Annotated in this window: 11 protein-coding genes; 7 read left to right on the forward strand and 4 right to left on the reverse strand. The window is 59.3% G+C overall.

Annotated elements, in window-relative coordinates; translation table 11 throughout:
- Positions 1–226 precede the first annotated feature (226 nt).
- Genes EDC26_RS19630 through EDC26_RS19645 form a run of 4 tightly spaced genes read right to left on the reverse strand, consistent with a single transcriptional unit; the run spans position 227 to position 5,539 of the window.
- The gene (locus EDC26_RS19630; RefSeq protein ID WP_132586298.1) at positions 227–2,287 is read right to left on the reverse strand and encodes a M3 family metallopeptidase; all 2,061 of its coding nucleotides are present in this window, start codon (positions 2,285–2,287) and stop codon (positions 227–229) included.
- Positions 2,288–2,307: 20 nt separating this feature from the next.
- Positions 2,308–3,162, reverse strand: a complete 855-nt coding sequence (folD, locus tag EDC26_RS19635; RefSeq protein WP_132586301.1) for a bifunctional methylenetetrahydrofolate dehydrogenase/methenyltetrahydrofolate cyclohydrolase FolD — start codon at positions 3,160–3,162, stop codon at positions 2,308–2,310.
- Entirely contained in the window at positions 3,159–3,785 is a 627-nt protein-coding gene (locus EDC26_RS19640) for a response regulator transcription factor (protein WP_132586304.1), read from the reverse strand. The genes folD and EDC26_RS19640 overlap by 4 nt, the downstream gene beginning before the upstream one ends.
- Positions 3,782–5,539, reverse strand: coding sequence for a PAS domain-containing sensor histidine kinase (locus EDC26_RS19645; protein ID WP_132586307.1), 1,758 nt, complete (start codon positions 5,537–5,539; stop codon positions 3,782–3,784). The genes EDC26_RS19640 and EDC26_RS19645 overlap by 4 nt, the downstream gene beginning before the upstream one ends.
- Before the next feature lie 434 nt (positions 5,540–5,973).
- Here EDC26_RS19645 and aceE point away from each other — a divergent pair, with 434 nt between their 5' ends.
- The 7 genes from aceE to purF all read left to right on the forward strand — a co-directional run bounded on the left by aceE (position 5,974) and on the right by purF (position 16,122).
- Positions 5,974–8,682, forward strand: a complete 2,709-nt coding sequence (gene aceE / locus EDC26_RS19650) for a pyruvate dehydrogenase (acetyl-transferring), homodimeric type (protein ID WP_132586310.1) — start codon at positions 5,974–5,976, stop codon at positions 8,680–8,682.
- A gap of 13 nt (positions 8,683–8,695) precedes the next feature.
- Complete coding sequence (gene aceF / locus EDC26_RS19655) at positions 8,696–10,069, forward strand: dihydrolipoyllysine-residue acetyltransferase (protein ID WP_132586313.1); 1,374 nt, start codon at positions 8,696–8,698, stop codon at positions 10,067–10,069.
- A 10-nt stretch (positions 10,070–10,079) separates the two neighbouring features.
- A complete protein-coding gene (gene lpdA, locus EDC26_RS19660) occupies positions 10,080–11,861 on the forward strand; it encodes a dihydrolipoyl dehydrogenase (protein ID WP_132586316.1) in 1,782 nt (593 codons plus the stop codon).
- A gap of 75 nt (positions 11,862–11,936) precedes the next feature.
- Positions 11,937–13,241 (forward strand): bifunctional tetrahydrofolate synthase/dihydrofolate synthase, encoded by a 1,305-nt coding sequence (folC, locus tag EDC26_RS19665; protein ID WP_132586319.1) that lies wholly within the window; start codon positions 11,937–11,939, stop codon positions 13,239–13,241.
- Between the two features lie 50 nt (positions 13,242–13,291).
- The gene (locus EDC26_RS19670) at positions 13,292–14,125 is read left to right on the forward strand and encodes an SPOR domain-containing protein (RefSeq protein WP_132586322.1); all 834 of its coding nucleotides are present in this window, start codon (positions 13,292–13,294) and stop codon (positions 14,123–14,125) included.
- The gene (locus EDC26_RS19675; protein WP_132586325.1) at positions 14,122–14,610 is read left to right on the forward strand and encodes a CvpA family protein; all 489 of its coding nucleotides are present in this window, start codon (positions 14,122–14,124) and stop codon (positions 14,608–14,610) included. The genes EDC26_RS19670 and EDC26_RS19675 overlap by 4 nt, the downstream gene beginning before the upstream one ends.
- A 21-nt stretch (positions 14,611–14,631) precedes the next feature.
- Positions 14,632–16,122: an amidophosphoribosyltransferase gene (gene purF, locus EDC26_RS19680; RefSeq protein WP_132586328.1), complete on the forward strand. Its 1,491-nt coding sequence runs from the start codon at positions 14,632–14,634 to the stop codon at positions 16,120–16,122.
- The last annotated feature ends 541 nt before the right edge of the window (positions 16,123–16,663 follow it).

The raw sequence follows: 16,663 nt of genomic DNA on the forward strand, positions 1-16,663 counted from the left end.
CGCGAGTTCGCACGCCGCCCCGAACCAGGTTCTGCGCGCGGGAAGTTCTGGCGCAGCCAGAACCGTGTCCGTCAGAGCCCGAACCAGCTTAAGCGACCACGACGCGGGGCTAGAAGGAAGGTTCTAGCCATGATGGTGTTACAGGGAAGATGCCACCCACAAGGGGTGGCGCTACAGGGCTGCCGCTACAAAACCGTCATGCCGATGCAAAATCGTGTCGCCTTAGTTATAGACCCGGGCCTGCCATACCATTGTGGCGCAGCAGGGCATCCATACTGGGCGCCCGGCCTCGAAACGCATAAAAGGAATCGGCGGCGGGCCGAGCACCGCCCACGGCCAGAATCTCTTTGCGAAAACGTTGCCCGATGACCGGGTTCAGAGTGTCGCCATGCGCGCCCGACCCTTCTTCGAAGGCCGCGTAGGCGTCGGCAGACAACACCTCGGCCCATTTATAACTGTAGTAGCCGGCGCCATAGCCACCGGCGAATATGTGTGAAAAGTTGTGCGGAAAGCGTTGCCACGACGGAGCGAACAGAACCGCTACTTCCTGGCGCACTTGCTGCAAGGTGTCCAGTACCGCGCCAATATCCAGCCCGGTCTTCTGATGATGGATGATCATGTCGAAAAGCGAGAACTCGATCTGTCTGACGGTTTGCATGCCGCTTTGAAAATTTTTGGCGGCCAGCAGTTTGTCGTACAGGCTGCGGGGCAAAGGTTCGCCAGTGCTGACATGTTTGGACAGCGCCTGGACGACGGGCCATTCCCAGCAAAAATTCTCCATGAATTGCGAAGGCAGTTCGATGGCGTCCCATTCGACGCTGGCAAATGCGGCCGCGGCAGGATCGTCGACTTCGGACAACAGGGCATGGAGGGCGTGGCCGCTTTCGTGAAACAGGGTAATCACGTCGTCGTGAGTCAACAGCGCAGGCTCGGCGCCATGCGGGGCCGAGAAATTGCAGGTCAGGTAGGCAATGGGCGTCTGGATGCGGTCGCCGATTTTGCGCCGGTTCCGCTCGCTGTCGACCCAGGCGCCGCCTTGCTTGCCGTTGCGCGCGTACAAATCGATGAAGAGGTGCCCGAGCAGTTTCCCGCCCGCGGTTTCAATCTGTAAGGCTCGCGCATCGGGGCGCCAAGTGGCGATATCGGCGTCTCGAATCCGCAGGTCGTACAATTTTTCCACGACGTCGAACAGGCCTTTGAAGACGGCGGCCTCGGTGAAGTACGGCTTTATTTCTTCTTCAGAATAGGCATAGCGTGCTTCACGCAAGCGTTCTGTGGCAAAAGGAATATCCCACATCTCGAGGGTATCGAGGGCAAGTTCATCTTTGGCAAACTGACGCAATTGAGCGAGATCGCGTAACGCGTAAGGCTTGGCCTGTCCGGCCAACTGGCGCAGAAAGTTCAAAACCTGTTCGGCGTTATCGGCCATTCGGGTTTGCAGACGCAAGGTTGCGTAATCGGGAAAGCCCAATAGCTGAGCCTGCTCGGCCCGCAAAGCCAGTAACTGCTCTATGAGTTTCGAGTTGTCCAGAGCCGGGTCGCCCTGTTCGCAGGCCAATGTGGCATAGGCTCGGTACAGCGTTTCGCGCAGTTCCCTGTTTTTGGCGTGTTGCATGACCGGCAAATAACACGGCATCTTGAGGGTCAGCAGCCATCCCGGCAGATTTTTTTGCGCGGCGGCGGCGTGCGCCGACTGCATAGTGTCGGCGGGCACGCCGTCCAGGCGCGTTTCGTCTTCAATGTGCAGCGACCAGTTGTCGGTGGCGTCGAGCACGTTTTCGGAAAACTTTTGTGAAGCTTGCGCTTCCTGCTCGGAAATCTGTGCGTAGCGCGCGCGTGGGGCGCCGGCAAGCTCGACGCCGCTTAAACGGAAATCGCGCAGAGCCAAATCGACGATGCGTGCGCGCGTGGGCGTCAATTGGCGGTAGTGCGGGCCGGCCCTCAACCGCTGATATTGCGCATACAGGCCGGCATGCAAACCCACCCAGGTGGAAAATTCGGTAACCTGCGCAAGACACACGTTGTAGGCCTCGCGCAGCGCCGGTGTGTTGACCACGGCATTGAGGTGGCTGGCCACCGACCAGGCGCGCCACAGTTTTTCCGATGCATTTTCCAGCGGCGTGATGAAGTTATCCCAATCGGGATCGCAAGCGGGGTCCGCAGCCAGGGTGACCGCCGCGCGTGACTGGGCGATCAGCTCGGTGATGGCCGGCTCAATATGCTCTGGCGTAATGGCGGCATAGTCGACGAACGCGTCGATAGGCGCCAGCAGGGGGTTGTGACTCATGGCGGGAGAACCTGTAAAGACTAGATATGGACGCAGCGTTCGGCGGCTTCCAGTGTGTTGACCAGCAGCATGGCGATGGTCATGGGGCCGACTCCGCCCGGTACAGGCGTAATGGCGCCAGCCACCTTGCACGCCGATTCGAATTCGACGTCGCCCGTAAGTTTGCCGTCGGCCTGGCGATTGATGCCGACGTCGATGACAATGGCGCCCGGTTTGATCATGTCACCTGTAATCATCCGCGGGCGGCCGGTGGCCACCACCAGTATATCGGCGCGGCGCGTTTGGGCGCCCAGGTCGCGGGTTTTGGAGTTGCACAGCGTGACCGTGGCGCCTGCCGCCAACAGTAGCAAGGCCATGGGCTTGCCTACGATGTTGCTGGCCCCCACCACCACGGCTTCCGCACCGCGCACGACCGTGTTTTCGGACTCCAGGATTTTCATGATGCCGTAGGGTGTGCAGGGGCGGACCAGCGGCCGGCCCGTCATGAGCAAGCCGGCATTGCTGATATGAAAGCCGTCGACATCTTTGGCCGGCGCAATCGTTTCAATGACCTTGCTGGAATTCATCTGCGCGGGCAGGGGCAATTGCACCAGAATGCCATGCACGCTCGCATCGTTATTGAGTTCGCGCACCACGTCCAGCAGCGCTTCTTCGCTGGTGTCGGAGGCCAGGCGTATGACTTTTGAATGCAGGCCGGCCTTTTCGCAGGCGGCGGCTTTGTTGCGCACATAGACCTGCGAGGCGGGATCCTCGCCCACCAGCACGACGGCCAGGCCGGGTGTGATTCCCTGGCGCGCCAGGGTGTGAACGCGTTGCGCGACCTCGGTTTTTATGGCGGCCGATATCGCCTTGCCGTCAATGATGCGAGCGTTCATGCGGCCCCTTCGGCTTTGGTCAGGGCTATTTTCATCAGGTCCGCGACAGTGGTGACCTCAAGCTTTTCCATGATGTTTGCACGGTGGGCTTCGACCGTTTTGATGCTGATGTTCAGATCGCCTGCGATTTGCTTGTTCAGGCGGCCCGCCACGATGCGTTCCAGAACCTGTTGTTCGCGAGCCGTCAGGCGGCTCAATACAGCCTGGTGATTTTTTTGCGCCTGGGCCTGACTGACCCGTTCATTGGCTTGCTCGAGCATGTTGGCCACGATCGTGCGCAGGTCGGTTTCGTTGAACGGCTTTTCAAGAAAATCGACGGCGCCTTTTTTCATGGTCGACACGGCCATGGGCACGTCGCCGTGGCCGGTAATGAACACGATGGGCAAGGGCGCCTGGCGCGCGATCAGCGCTTCTTGCAGCTCCAGGCCGCTCATGCCGGGCATGCGCACATCGGCGATCAGAACGCCCACCTGTTCGGGGTCGTATGCGTTGAGAAATTCTTCGGCTCCGCCGAAGCTTCGAACCCGGTAACCGTTGGCTTCAAGCAACCATCGCAGTGAGTCACGGACGGCTTCATCGTCGTCCACAATGAAGATGGTGCTGGACGCTTGGGGTGTACTCATACTTGCAACTCCTGGGGGTTCTCGGCTTGGCCGGTCGCTTGTGGCGTGGCGCAAGGAAGGGTAAAGCGGAAGATCGTACCGCCATCTGGATTAGCATTGGCCCAAAGACGGCCGTGGTGTGATTCGATAATGGTGCGACAGATATTCAGCCCCATGCCCAGGCCTTCGGACTTAGTGCTGTAGAAAGGTTCAAATAGTTTTTCCGGGTCGCGCAAACCATATCCGCGGTCGATGACGGCAATTTCGACCAGAGGATACTGGTCGGCGACGGCCACGTGCAAAACGCGGTAATCGCTTTTCTCCATGGCTTCGACGCCATTTTTCAGCAAATTCAACAGTACCTGCTCGATCAGTATGGGGTCAGCCATGACTTCGGGCACGGACTGAGGCAGGTGCTTTTCAATCAAGACTTGGCGCTTGCGCGCGTCGATTTCCGCAAAATCGATCGCATTATCCAGTATTTGAGTAATGGCTACGCGTTGCCGGCGAGGCTCGCTGCGTTTGACGAATTCTCGTATGCGGCTGATGATTTTGCCGGCGCGCTCGGCCTGGCTGGCGGCTTTTTCAAGCGCGCCGAGCAAGCTTTCAACCTGCACATTGCCCGATTTGATCATGGCCACCGCACCCATGCTGTAATTCGAAATGGCCGTCAGCGGCTGATTCAGTTCATGGGCCAGGGAAGAGGCCATTTCGCCCATGGTCGTCAGGCGGCTGGTGAGCTGGATTTTTTCCTGTTGGAGTCGCGACGCTTCTTCGTGCCGGCGCCGCTCGGTAATGTCGCGCGCGACTTGCAGGCGTACGCGCCGGCCGTCGGTCCAGGCAAGGATCCTGTGATGCACTTCGAACCAACGCTGCGACGACTCCGAGAAGGCCTCGACCGTTTCGTCGGTAAAGCGGCCCAGGCGCCCGCCCAGCAGTTCGCCGTGGCCGCTAGGCTGGGCACCGAAAAAACGGCGATAGGTGCGGTTGGCAAACAGGAGCTCCAGACCATCGGGCGTGTCGGCGACCACTGAAATCGCATCGTCCAGCCCTTCAAGCACGGTCATGAAGCGTTCGTGTGCGGCGGTAAGCGCTTCGCGTATGCGTTTGGGCTCGGTGATGTCGGTCATGGAGGTCATCCAGCCGATCTGTTCGCCGTTCGGATCGCGCAACGGCGACACATACATGCGGGCCGTGAAGCGCGATCCGTCGCGGCGTTGCGCTTCGACCTCGAGTCCGCTGCTGGGCGTGCGCCCAGCCAGCAAAACGTCCAGCGTTTCCTGGTGCTGCGCGTGGCGCCCCGGCAGCCAGTAAGGAAAGGGCGTTGTGCGGCCGATCAGATCGGCTTCGTTCCAGCCTATCATGCGGCAGAACGCAGGGTTGACGTAAGCGATGCGGCCGTGCAGATCAAAGACGCGCATGCCGGTGGACATGGAGTTTTCCATGGCGCGGCGAAAACCGGTTTCGGCAATCAGTGCGGCTTCGGCCCGTGTGCGAAAGCGTGTGTAGCGCCACAATGCCAGGAGGCTCAATACGATAACGCAGGACAGGGCTATAACGACCATGATGAGCCGCTGCTGACGTGTCTCCTGGTCGATCGTGACGAACATGACGCTGTCGTTATGCAGGCGCTGCAGCCAGATGAAGGCGCCCATGACGCACAAATACAGAACGAGCACAATGACCGGCGTCAGCCAATAGAAGCCGCGCCGGCTGGTCTTGGCCTGTTCATAGAACGTCGTCGGTATGAGGGATTTCTTCGATGGGCTGAACATAACTCAATATAGAGTGGTTAGCGCATTTTAGACTGTAATTCCATTTCGGATCAGGTTGTAGCGGCACCCCTCGTGGTCGCCAACCTTTTTTGTAGCGACAGGTGCGTTTCTGTAGCGGCACCCCTCATGGGTGCCATCGTCGCAATAACCTGCATCTTGTTTAGTAAACATGGCAGCCACAAGGGCTGCCGCTACATGGGTGCCACTCGAATAAAGAATCCTGCTTATATTTCATAATATGAAAAGTAATACCATAAAGTGAAATTTTGCTTGCCCCGTACGATAGTCTTTCCTAGAATGATGATATCCAACTGATTTGTTCGATCGGGCGAAATATCACGTCAGCGGGTCCCGGCGCCAAGTTAGGGTATAACTACACAGCGGCTTAGCTGTTGTTTGTATCTGATTCACTACTAAAAAACAGGAGACACCTAATGTCCTCTTCTGATCAAGTCAATGCAATTGCCAATGTCAACAGTGACGAAGCGCTCGAAACGCAGGAATGGCTGGACGCGCTCGAAGCCGTATTGGATCGCGAAGGCCCGCAGCGCGCGCATTACCTGCTCGAACAGCTTATTGATTTGGCCCGCCGCTCCGGTGCGCATATTCCGTTTTCGCCCAACACCGCTTACGTCAACACTATCCCGCCCGGGCTCGAGCCTGCGCATCCGGGCAATCTGATTCTCGAAGAACGCATACGCTCGTATGTGCGCTGGAATGCCATGGTCATGGTGGTCAGGGCGAACCGGCATCATCCGGCCGATGGCGGCGATCTGGGCGGGCACATTGCGTCTTTTGCCTCGTTGGCGACGATGATAGGCTGTGGCCAAAACCATTTCTGGCACGGCGAGACCGAAAATCATGGCGGCGATCTGGTGTATTTTCAAGGACATTCGTCGCCGGGCATGTACGGCCGGGCCTATCTCGAGGGCCGCCTGACTGAAGACCAGCTTAATAATTTCCGCCAGGAAACCGGGGGCAAAGGTCTGTCGTCCTATCCGCATCCCAAGCTTATGCCGGAATTCTGGCAGTTCCCTACCGTTTCAATGGGCCTGGGGCCTCTGATGGCCATTTATCAGGCCCGTTTTCTTAAATACCTGCACGCGCGCGGCATTGCCGACACGAGCAAGCGCAAGGTCTGGGTCTTTTGCGGCGACGGCGAAATGGATGAGCCCGAATCGTTGGGTGCCATTGGCTTGGCCGCGCGTGAAAAACTCGATAATTTGATTTTCGTCGTTAACTGCAATTTGCAGCGTCTGGACGGCCCGGTGCGCGGCAATGGGAAAATCATTCAGGAACTCGAGGGCGATTTCCGCGGTAGCGGCTGGAACGTCATCAAGCTTATCTGGGGCGGCTACTGGGATCCTTTGTTTGCGCGCGATAAAGAAGGCATTTTGCGGCGCATTATGGAGGAATCGGTCGACGGCGAGTATCAGGCTTACAAGGCGCACGACGGCAAATTCGTGCGCGAACAGTTCTTCGGAAAGCACCCCAAGTTGCTGGAAATGGTCAGCCGCATGAGCGACGAAGACGTCTGGCGCCTGAACCGCGGCGGCCATGATCCGCACAAGGTCTATGCCGCCTTTGCGTCGGCGAACGAACACCGTGGCCAGCCTACCGTGATCCTGGCCAAGACCATCAAGGGCTACGGCATGGGCCATGTTGGCCAGGCCAAAAATCCTACCCACCAGCAAAAGAAACTCGACATGGATGCGGTGCGCGAGTTTCGCGACCGTTTCAATATCCCCATCCCCGACGACAAGCTTGAAGACCTGCCTTATTTCAAGCCGGCCGACGATTCGCCTGAAATGAAGTATCTGCATGAGCGCCGCAATGCGTTGGGCGGCTACCTGCCCAAGCGGCGCACGAAGGCCGATGAACATTTGAAAGCACCCGCGCTCGAAGCATTCAAGGCAGTCCTGGAACCAACGGCCGAAGGCCGTGAAATCTCCACGACCCAGGCGTTTGTGCGGGTCCTTAACCAGATTCTGCGCGACAAGGAATTGGCGCCGCGCGTGGTGCCTGTCCTGGTGGATGAATCCCGCACCTTCGGCATGGAAGGGTTGTTCCGTCAGATCGGGATTTATGCTCCCGAAGGGCAGAAATACACCCCGGTCGATAAAGATCAGGTGATGTACTACCGCGAAGCGGCCGATGGCCAGTTGTTGCAGGAAGGGATTAACGAGGCGGGCGGCTTCAGCTCATGGCTGGCGGCGGCTACTTCGTATTCGACCAACAACCGGATCATGATTCCGTTCTACATTTATTATTCCATGTTCGGTTTCCAGCGCGTGGGCGACCTAGCCTGGGCGGCGGGCGACATGCAGGCGCGCGGCTTTCTGCTGGGCGGCACCGCGGGCCGCACCACCTTGAATGGCGAAGGACTGCAACACGAAGATGGCCATAGCCATATTCAGTCTTCGCTGATTCCCAACTGCGTTTCCTACGATCCTTCCTTTGCGCACGAAATCGCGGTCATTATTCGGGATGGCCTGCGGCGCATGATCGAGAATCAGGAGAATGTGTTTTATTACATCACGGTGATGAATGAAAACTATCCCCAGCCTGGTTTCAATCCCGACGATGAAGAGGGCATCCTCCGCGGCATGTACAAATTCAAGTCAGCGGGCAAAGGCAAATTGCGCGTGCAGCTGATGGGTTCGGGCACTATTTTGCGTGAAGTTCTGGCGGCTCAGGAACTGCTTGAAAGCGATTGGGGCGTGGCGTCGGACTTGTGGAGCGTGACCAGCTTTACCGAATTGCGCCGCGACGGCCTGGACTGCGAGCGCCATTCTTTGCTCAATCCGCAAGACACACAGGCACCCTTGCCCTATGTGACCAGGCAACTGGAGTCCGCACCGGGCCCCATCGTGATATCCACCGACTATATCAAGGCTTATGGCGATCAGATTCGCCCCTTTATTCCTAAAGGACGTACGCTCAAAGTGTTGGGCACCGACGGTTTCGGGCGCTCCGATTTCCGCTCCAAGCTGCGAGAGCATTTTGAAATAAACCGGCATTTCGTGGTGCTGGCGGCTTTACGCGGCTTGGTCGAGGATGGGCAACTGCCTGTTGCAAAAGTAGTCGAGGCCATCAAGAAATACGGCATCGACCCCAATAAAGCCAATCCGCATCACGCCTGAGGGGGAGACAAACATGAGCAATATCATCGAGGTCAAGGTGCCCGATATTGGCGACTTCAGCGAGGTGGAGGTCATTGAACTGCTGGTGGCGGCGGGCGATACGATCAAGGCCGAGCAAAGCCTGATCACCGTCGAGTCCGACAAGGCGTCCATGGAAATACCGTCGTCCGCGGCGGGCATCGTCAAATCGCTCAAGATCAAAGTGGGCGACAAGGTCAAGCAAGGCTCGGTCATTCTCGAGATGGATGCGGCACAAGCAGCCGCAGCACCTGCGGCCGCGCCGGCGTCAACGCCCGCAGCCACGCCGCCAGCACCCGCTCCGTCTCCCGTGGTGGCGCCTCCCGCGGCGGCTGCTCCGGCGGCCGTTGCGCAGCCCGACCGCGCACCGGCCGCATTATCGGCCAGTCTGGCTTCGGCGCCGGTTGAGCGTCATTCGCCCACCGAGGCCTATGCCGACGCCAATGTGCCGGCGCGCAATCTGCCGCATGCCTCGCCGTCGGTGCGCAAGTTTGCGCGCGAGCTGGGCGTGAATCTTGGCGTGGTGATGGGGACGGGCGATAAGCACCGGATCACTCAGGACGACGTGCGCCAATTCGTCAAGCAGGCGTTGGCCACCGGCGCAGGCGCACCGGCCGTCGGCGGATCGGTGGGGGGCTTGAGCGTGCTGGGCTGGCCCAAGGTCGATTTCGCCAAGTTTGGCCCCACCGAGGTCAAGCCGCTGTCACGCATCAAAAAAATCTCCGGCGCCAATTTGCATCGCAACTGGGTGATGATTCCGCACGTTACCAATAACGATGCGGCCGATATCACCGATCTTGAAGCCTTGCGGGTGACGTTGAATCAGGAAAACCAGAAGTCCGGCATCAAGATCACGATGCTTGCTTTTCTGATCAAGGCTGTCGTCGCGGCGCTCAAAAAATTCCCCGAATTCAATGCGTCGCTCGATGGCGACAATCTGGTGCTTAAGCAGTACTACCACATTGGTTTTGCGGCCGACACGCCTAATGGCCTGGTGGTGCCGGTCATACGCGATGCGGACCGAAAAGGGGTTATCGAGGTCGCCACCGAAACCTCGGATCTGGCCAGGCAGGCGCGCGATGGCAAGTTGTCGCCCGCGCAGATGCAGGGCGGCTGCTTTTCGATTTCCTCTCTGGGCGGCATCGGAGGCACGTCATTTACGCCGATCATCAATGCACCCGAGGTCGCTATTTTGGGGGTTTCCCGTTCATCCCATGCTCCTGTCTGGGATGGCAAGGCGTTCCAGCCGCGTCTCATGCTGCCGTTGTCCCTGTCGTATGATCACCGCGTCATCGATGGTGCGTCGGCGGCACGCTTTAACGCCTATCTGGCCGCGTTGTTGGCCGATTTTCGTCGCATAGCTCTGTAGGAGGCTCGCAATGAGTACGCAAACTATTGCTGTGCCCGATATCGGTGATTTTTCCGAAGTCGAGGTGATCGAAATTTTGGTCGCGGTGGGCGATACGATAAAACCAGAACAAAGCCTGATTACGGTTGAATCCGACAAGGCCTCTATGGAAATCCCTGCCTCGCAGGGAGGTGTCGTGCGTTCGATTCTGCTCAAGGTGGGCGATAAAGTGGCCCAGGGCGCGCCCATACTGGAAGTAGAAGTCCAGGCTCAGGCCGAGGCTGCGCCGGCGCCGGCATCGGCGCCTGTCGCAGCACCCGCCGCACCCGCAGCAACAACCCAGTCGGCGCCGGCGTCGAAGGTTTCCACAGAGGGCGCGGCAAGTTACACCGGCCCGAGCGACCTGGAGTGCGACGTACTGGTGCTGGGCGCCGGGCCTGGCGGTTATTCGGCGGCCTTTCGCGCAGCCGACCTGGGCCTGGCGGTCGTGCTGGTCGAACGCTACGAAACCCTTGGAGGCGTGTGCCTGAATGTCGGTTGCATTCCTTCAAAGGCTTTGCTGCATACGGCAGCGGTGGCCGATGAAGCCCGGGGGCTCGCGGCGCATGGCGTTACCTTCGGTGCGCCGACGATCGATCTGGATGTGCTGCGCGGCTATAAAGACAAGGTGGTCGGCAAGCTCACCAGCGGCCTGGCCGCCATGGCGCGGGCGCGCAAGGTCAAGGTGATGACCGGAAACGGCCAGTTTGCAGGCCCCCATCACTTTACCGTAACCGCCGAAGGCGGCACCGCGCAGACGGTGCAGTTCAAGTCGGCGATTATTGCGGCGGGCAGTCAGTCGGTAAAACTGCCGTTCCTGCCGCAGGACCCTCGCATCGTGGACTCTACCGGGGCTTTGCAACTGGCGGGCCTGCCCAAGAAAATGCTTTTAGTGGGCGGCGGCATTATTGGTCTTGAAATGGGTACCGTGTATTCATCGCTGGGCGCGCGACTGGACGTGGTCGAAATGCTGAGCGGCTTGATGCAAGGCGCCGATCGCGACCTGGTCAAAGTGTGGGAAAAAATGAATGCCGCGCGCTTCGACCACATGATGCTGAAGACGAAAACCGTAGCGGCCGAGGCTCGGGAAGACGGCATCTGGGTTAGTTTCGAGGGCGAGAATGCACCCAAAGATCCGCAGCGTTACGATCTCGTGCTGCAGGCGGTTGGGCGTGCGCCTAACGGCAACAAGCTTTCGGCCGATAAAGCGGGGGTGACGGTCACGGACCGCGGCTTCATTCCTGTCGATGCGCAAATGCGGACCAATGTGGCGCACATTTATGCGATTGGCGATATTGTCGGGCAGCCGATGCTGGCCCACAAAGCTGTTCACGAAGCGCATGTCGCCGCCGAAGTGATTGCCGGGCAGAAAAGTTATTTTGATGCTCGCGTGATCCCCTCCGTGGCTTATACCGACCCCGAGGTCGCCTGGGTGGGCGTGACTGAAGACGACGCCAAAAGGGACGGGATTGCGGTCGAGAAAGGTTTGTTTCCCTGGGCGGCATCGGGCCGCGCCATTGCCAACGGTCGCGACGAGGGATTCACCAAGCTTCTGTTCGATGCGCAAACCCATTGCATCATCGGCGGCGGTATAGTGGGTACCCACGCAGGCGACTTGATCAGCGAGGTTGCACTGGCGATTGAAATGGGCGCCGACGCGGTGGATATCGGTAAAACCATACATCCTCATCCTACACTGGGTGAATCCATTGGCATGGCGGCCGAGGTCGCCGAAGGCAGCTGCACCGATTTGCCGCCGGTGCGCCGCAAGTAAGTAACCGCAGTACGTTCTGTTTGCCGCGGTGGGCGCTGTTCGCAGGCTCACCGTTTTTTATATAAAGCACTTATCATGTCTCTCGTTGTTCCCGGCAGTACCGCATCATTGACGGAGTGGCTCGCGTATCTGGAGCTGCTCCATCATCAGCCCATCGAATTGGGGCTCGACCGTATTCGCGTCGTCGCCCAAAAGCTGGCGCTCACGCATCCCTTTGTAAAAATTACGGTAGGGGGCACCAATGGCAAAGGATCGACCTGCGCCATGCTTGAGGCCATTTTGCTGGCGGCGGGCTATCGCGTGGGCATGTATACCTCTCCGCACCTGATCGATTTCAACGAGCGCATACGCGTCAATGGCGAAAATGCCGGCGATGCGCAAATCACTGAACAGCTCGCGCGAATTGAAGCGGCGCGGGGGGAGGTGAGCCTGAGTTATTTTGAATACACCACCCTGGCGGCGTTGATGCTGTTTGAGCAAAGCGGGCTTGACGTGGTTGTCCTGGAAGTAGGCCTGGGCGGGCGGCTCGATGCGGTCAATCTGGTTGACGCCGATTGTTCGATTGTTACCAGCGTCGACATCGATCATACCGAGTGGCTGGGTGACACCCGTGAAAAAATCGGCTGGGAGAAGGCGCATATTTACCGGAGCGGCCGACCGGCGATCTGCGCCGACCCGGTGCCTCCTGAAAGCCTCGTTGCTTATGCCAAGGAGATAGGCGCCGATTTGTGGCTGTTTGGTCACGATTTCAACTATTCGGGTGATCGTCAGCAATGGGGCTATGGCGGCCGCGGCCGGCGTCGCAGCGGTTTGGCGTACCCGGCCTTGCGCGGCGCCAACCAGTTGCTCAACGCGTCGGCCGCCCTGGCTGCTCTTGAAGCTCTGCGCGATCGGCTGGTGGTGCCTCAGCAAGCCGTACGTTTAGGGTTGTCGCAGGCCTCGCTGCCGGGGCGTTTGCAGATTCTGCCGGGCAAACCCACGGTTGTGCTCGATGTGGCGCATAATCCGCATGCCGCCGCTGCGCTTGCCCAGAATCTCGACGCCATGTCGTTCTATCCCTATACGCACGCCGTAGTGGGCATGTTGCGCGACAAGGACGTCAAAGGCGTCGTTGCCAAGCTCGCGCGCCGCGTCAATCGTTGGTATTGCGCGAGTACCGAAGGCCCTCGGGGCTTGGAGGGAACGCAGCTGGCCGATATCGTGCGCGAGGTTCTGCCGCCGCCGGGCAAAGACCCTGTAACTGTGTCAAGTTTTATAAATCCGGTTCAAGCCTTTACCGAGGCTCGAAAACAGGCGGCCGGGGGTGATAGAATTCTCGTGTTCGGCTCCTTTGCTACGGTGGGTCCAGTACTAAAGGAACTCGGGCGCAAGGTTCATTAATGGTTTTCAGCGCGGGCGCCGTCGAGCCTGCCAGATAAAGGTATTGCCCCATGGGATTATTCTCTCGCAACGAGCCGGAAGCGGGCTCGGGCCGCTCCACGCCGCGCTCCTCGTCGAGCGAAGCTCAGGCCCGCGAACTTCGCGGCCGTGCGCGCCGCCGCCTGATCGGAGCCCTGGCCCTGGTGCTCGCCGCGATTATTGTGGTGCCTATGGTGTTGGACACTACACCCAATCGCAATCCGGCCAACACACCGGCGGTTGCGCCTGTAATTGTTCCGCCGGCGTCTGGCAGCAGCTCGTCCGCCGTCGCGCCGGTGGCCGGCACCGAGCCGGGCAAGACGGGGGGAGTGGTCACGGGCGGAACGGACGCGTCGGCGACGCCGGCGGGTACGGCAACCAACCCTGCCGTTGACGCGCCTGCCCCCGATGCCGCCAAGCCTGTTGTTCAGGCCGATGCCGCTCCCGAGGCCAAGCCCGAAATCAAGCCCGAAAGCAAACCCGAAGCCAGACCGAAGGCCGTCGAGAAAAAAACTGAGCCCAAACGTGAAGCCAAGCCGAAAACGGTCGAACGGACTGATGACGGCGCCGTTGCCATTGCCTTGCTGGAAGGGCGCACTCCGAACAAATCGGCGCCGGCTCCCACCGCGCATGGCAATTATGTTTTACAGGTAGCCGCCTATACGACCGACAAAGATGCGCAGGCGCGTCACGCGCGTCTGGTTGCCGCCGGCGTTACCAACGCCTATGTAGAGTCCGGGACTGCGAACGGGAAACCCACCTATCGCTTGCGAGTGGGGCCGTTTCCGACGCGCGAGGCGGCTCAGGCGGCCCAGGCCCGTTTGCGGGCGCTGGGCTATGACAACGGTTTTATCTCCGCTAAGTGACCAGTTTCGACTACATTGTGCTGGCCACGCTGGGCGTGTCGGCGTTTCTCGGGCTCCTGCGAGGGCTGGTGAAAGAGATTCTTTCACTGATTGCCTACATGGTGGCGTTTGTGGCCGCTATATGGTGGGGGCCGCGGGTTACTGGCTGGGTGGCGGCGTATATCGACAACGGACTGCTACGCACCGCCGCCGCTTATGCGGCGGTATTTATTGTGGTGCTTCTGCTGGTAGGCCTGGTTAACGTAACGCTGGGCACGCTGATCAGGAAAACCGGCCTGACGCCGGCCGATCACGGGCTCGGGGCTTTGTTTGGCCTGTTGCGCGGCCTGCTGATTGTGCTGATTCTGGTGGCGGCGGCCGGCTATACCGAACTGCCCAAAGAGCCCTGGTGGCGCGATGCTCAGTTGTCGCATGCCGCCGTGCGTGGCGTGCAGGAAGTCAAATTGCTGTTGCCGCCGTCCCTGGCGTCATGGCTACCCTACTGACGAAGTCAACAGGAATTTACTATGTGTGGAATCGTTGGGGTTGCAGGACAGGGCCCCGTCAATCAGCTGATCTACGACAGTCTGCTGTTGCTGCAGCATCGTGGACAGGATGCGGCGGGCATCGCGACCTCGTCGGACAGTTTTTTCAATATGTACAAGGCGCACGGTTTGGTGCGCGATGTGTTCCGCACTCGCAATATGCGAGCCTTGCGTGGGGTCAGCGGCCTGGGTCAGGTGCGTTACCCTACGGCGGGTTCCAGCGCTAGTGTCGATGAGGCGCAGCCTTTTTATGTCAACGCCCCATTTGGCGTGACGTTTGTGCATAACGGCAATCTCACCAACTGGCGAGAGTTGCGTGAAGAGCTGTTCAGGATAGACCGCCGTCATATCAATACCAATTCCGATTCTGAAGTTTTGCTCAATGTTTTCGCTCATGAGCTGCAGTTGGCGGCCAATGGCGTATCGCTTGATGAAAATGCCATCTTTGCGGCGGTGACGGCGGTGCATCGGCGCGCCAAAGGCGCTTATGCGGTGATCGCACAAATTGCCAGTTACGGCATGATAGGATTTCGCGATCCATTCGGGATTCGCCCTTTGTGTCTGGGCTCACTGGAAACCGGCGGCAAGCTCGAATGGATGCTCGCCTCCGAGTCGGTGGCGTTGACAGGTTGCGGGTTCACGTTTGTGCGCGATGTCGAGCCCGGCGAAGCGGTCTGGATCGATCTGGATGGCAAACTTAGCAGCCGTCAATGTGCGACGAATCCCGTGCACACCCCATGCGTGTTCGAGTACGTGTATTTTGCCCGTCCCGATTCGTTGATGAATGGGGTATCGGTGTACGACGCGCGCCTGAACATGGGCGAGTATCTGGCCGATAACGTGGCCAAGGCGCTGCGCCTGGGTGAAATCGACGTCGTCATGCCGATCCCCGATTCGTCTCGCCCTGCGGCGATGCAGCTGGCGGCGCGGCTGGGCTTGAACTATCGCGAAGGTTTCATCAAGAATCGTTATGTGGGCCGCACTTTCATTATGCCCGGCCAGGCGGTGCGCAAAAAGTCGGTGCGCCAGAAGTTGAGCGCGATCGATATGGAGTTCAAGGGCAAGAATGTTTTGCTGGTCGATGATTCGATTGTGCGCGGCACGACGAGCCGCGAGATTGTCGATATGGCGCGCGCGGCGGGAGCGCATAAGGTTTTCTTCGCGTCGGCGGCGCCGCCGGTGCGCTTTCCCAATGTCTATGGCATTGATATGCCCACGCAATCCGAGCTGATCGCCACGGGCCGCGATACGGAGCAGGTTGCGCGCGAGATTGGCTCTGACGCGCTGGTTTATCAGGATTTGCACGATCTCGAGCAGTCGATCCGCGACCTGAATCCGAAGCTGACGCAGTTTGAGTCGTCTTGTTTCAATGGCCGGTATATTACGGGCGATATCGATGCCGCGTACCTGGATCGCCTGAGCCAGACTCGCGGCGCCGCCAACGCGGCCGCCAATAATGACGACGACGCGTAGGGCTGCGCTGGATTGTATTTGCCCGCCTCGTAGCGCCACCCTGTAGCGCCACCCCTTGTGGGTGGCATTTTTTCGCATTAGCCTGATCTCGCCTAGAACCTTCTTCTAGCCCCGCATCGTGTGGTGGGTGTTTGGGAGGTCGTGGCTCTTGTAGCGACACCCCTTGTGGGTGTCACGTTGATATGGGTGCAATCGTTGCATGTAGCGGCAGCCCTTGTGGCTGCCATCGGCGCAGTAACCTGCACCCCGTTTAGCAAATATGGCAGCCACAAGGGCTGCCGCTACATAACGTCCCGGTTGGATTTATAGATACCGCCTTGTCCGTCAACAATTTGGCTGCCATATAGACCTACCGCAGCAAAATCATCGATGATCAAATCGCTGATCATACTGAATGGAGCGTCGTGGGCACTTAAGCTGGGGCGGGCGATTCGGGCACGCCGCGCGCAGGGCCTGGTTCGGGGAGGCAAGGCGTGCGCTGTTTGAGCGCCACGGGTGCGCACAGCATGCTGTGCGCGGCGCGAGTTCGCACGCCGCCCCG

Origin of the sequence: Paralcaligenes ureilyticus (genome assembly GCF_004346225.1) — a bacterium.
GTDB classification, from domain to species: Bacteria; Pseudomonadota; Gammaproteobacteria; order Burkholderiales; family Burkholderiaceae_B; genus Paralcaligenes; species Paralcaligenes ureilyticus.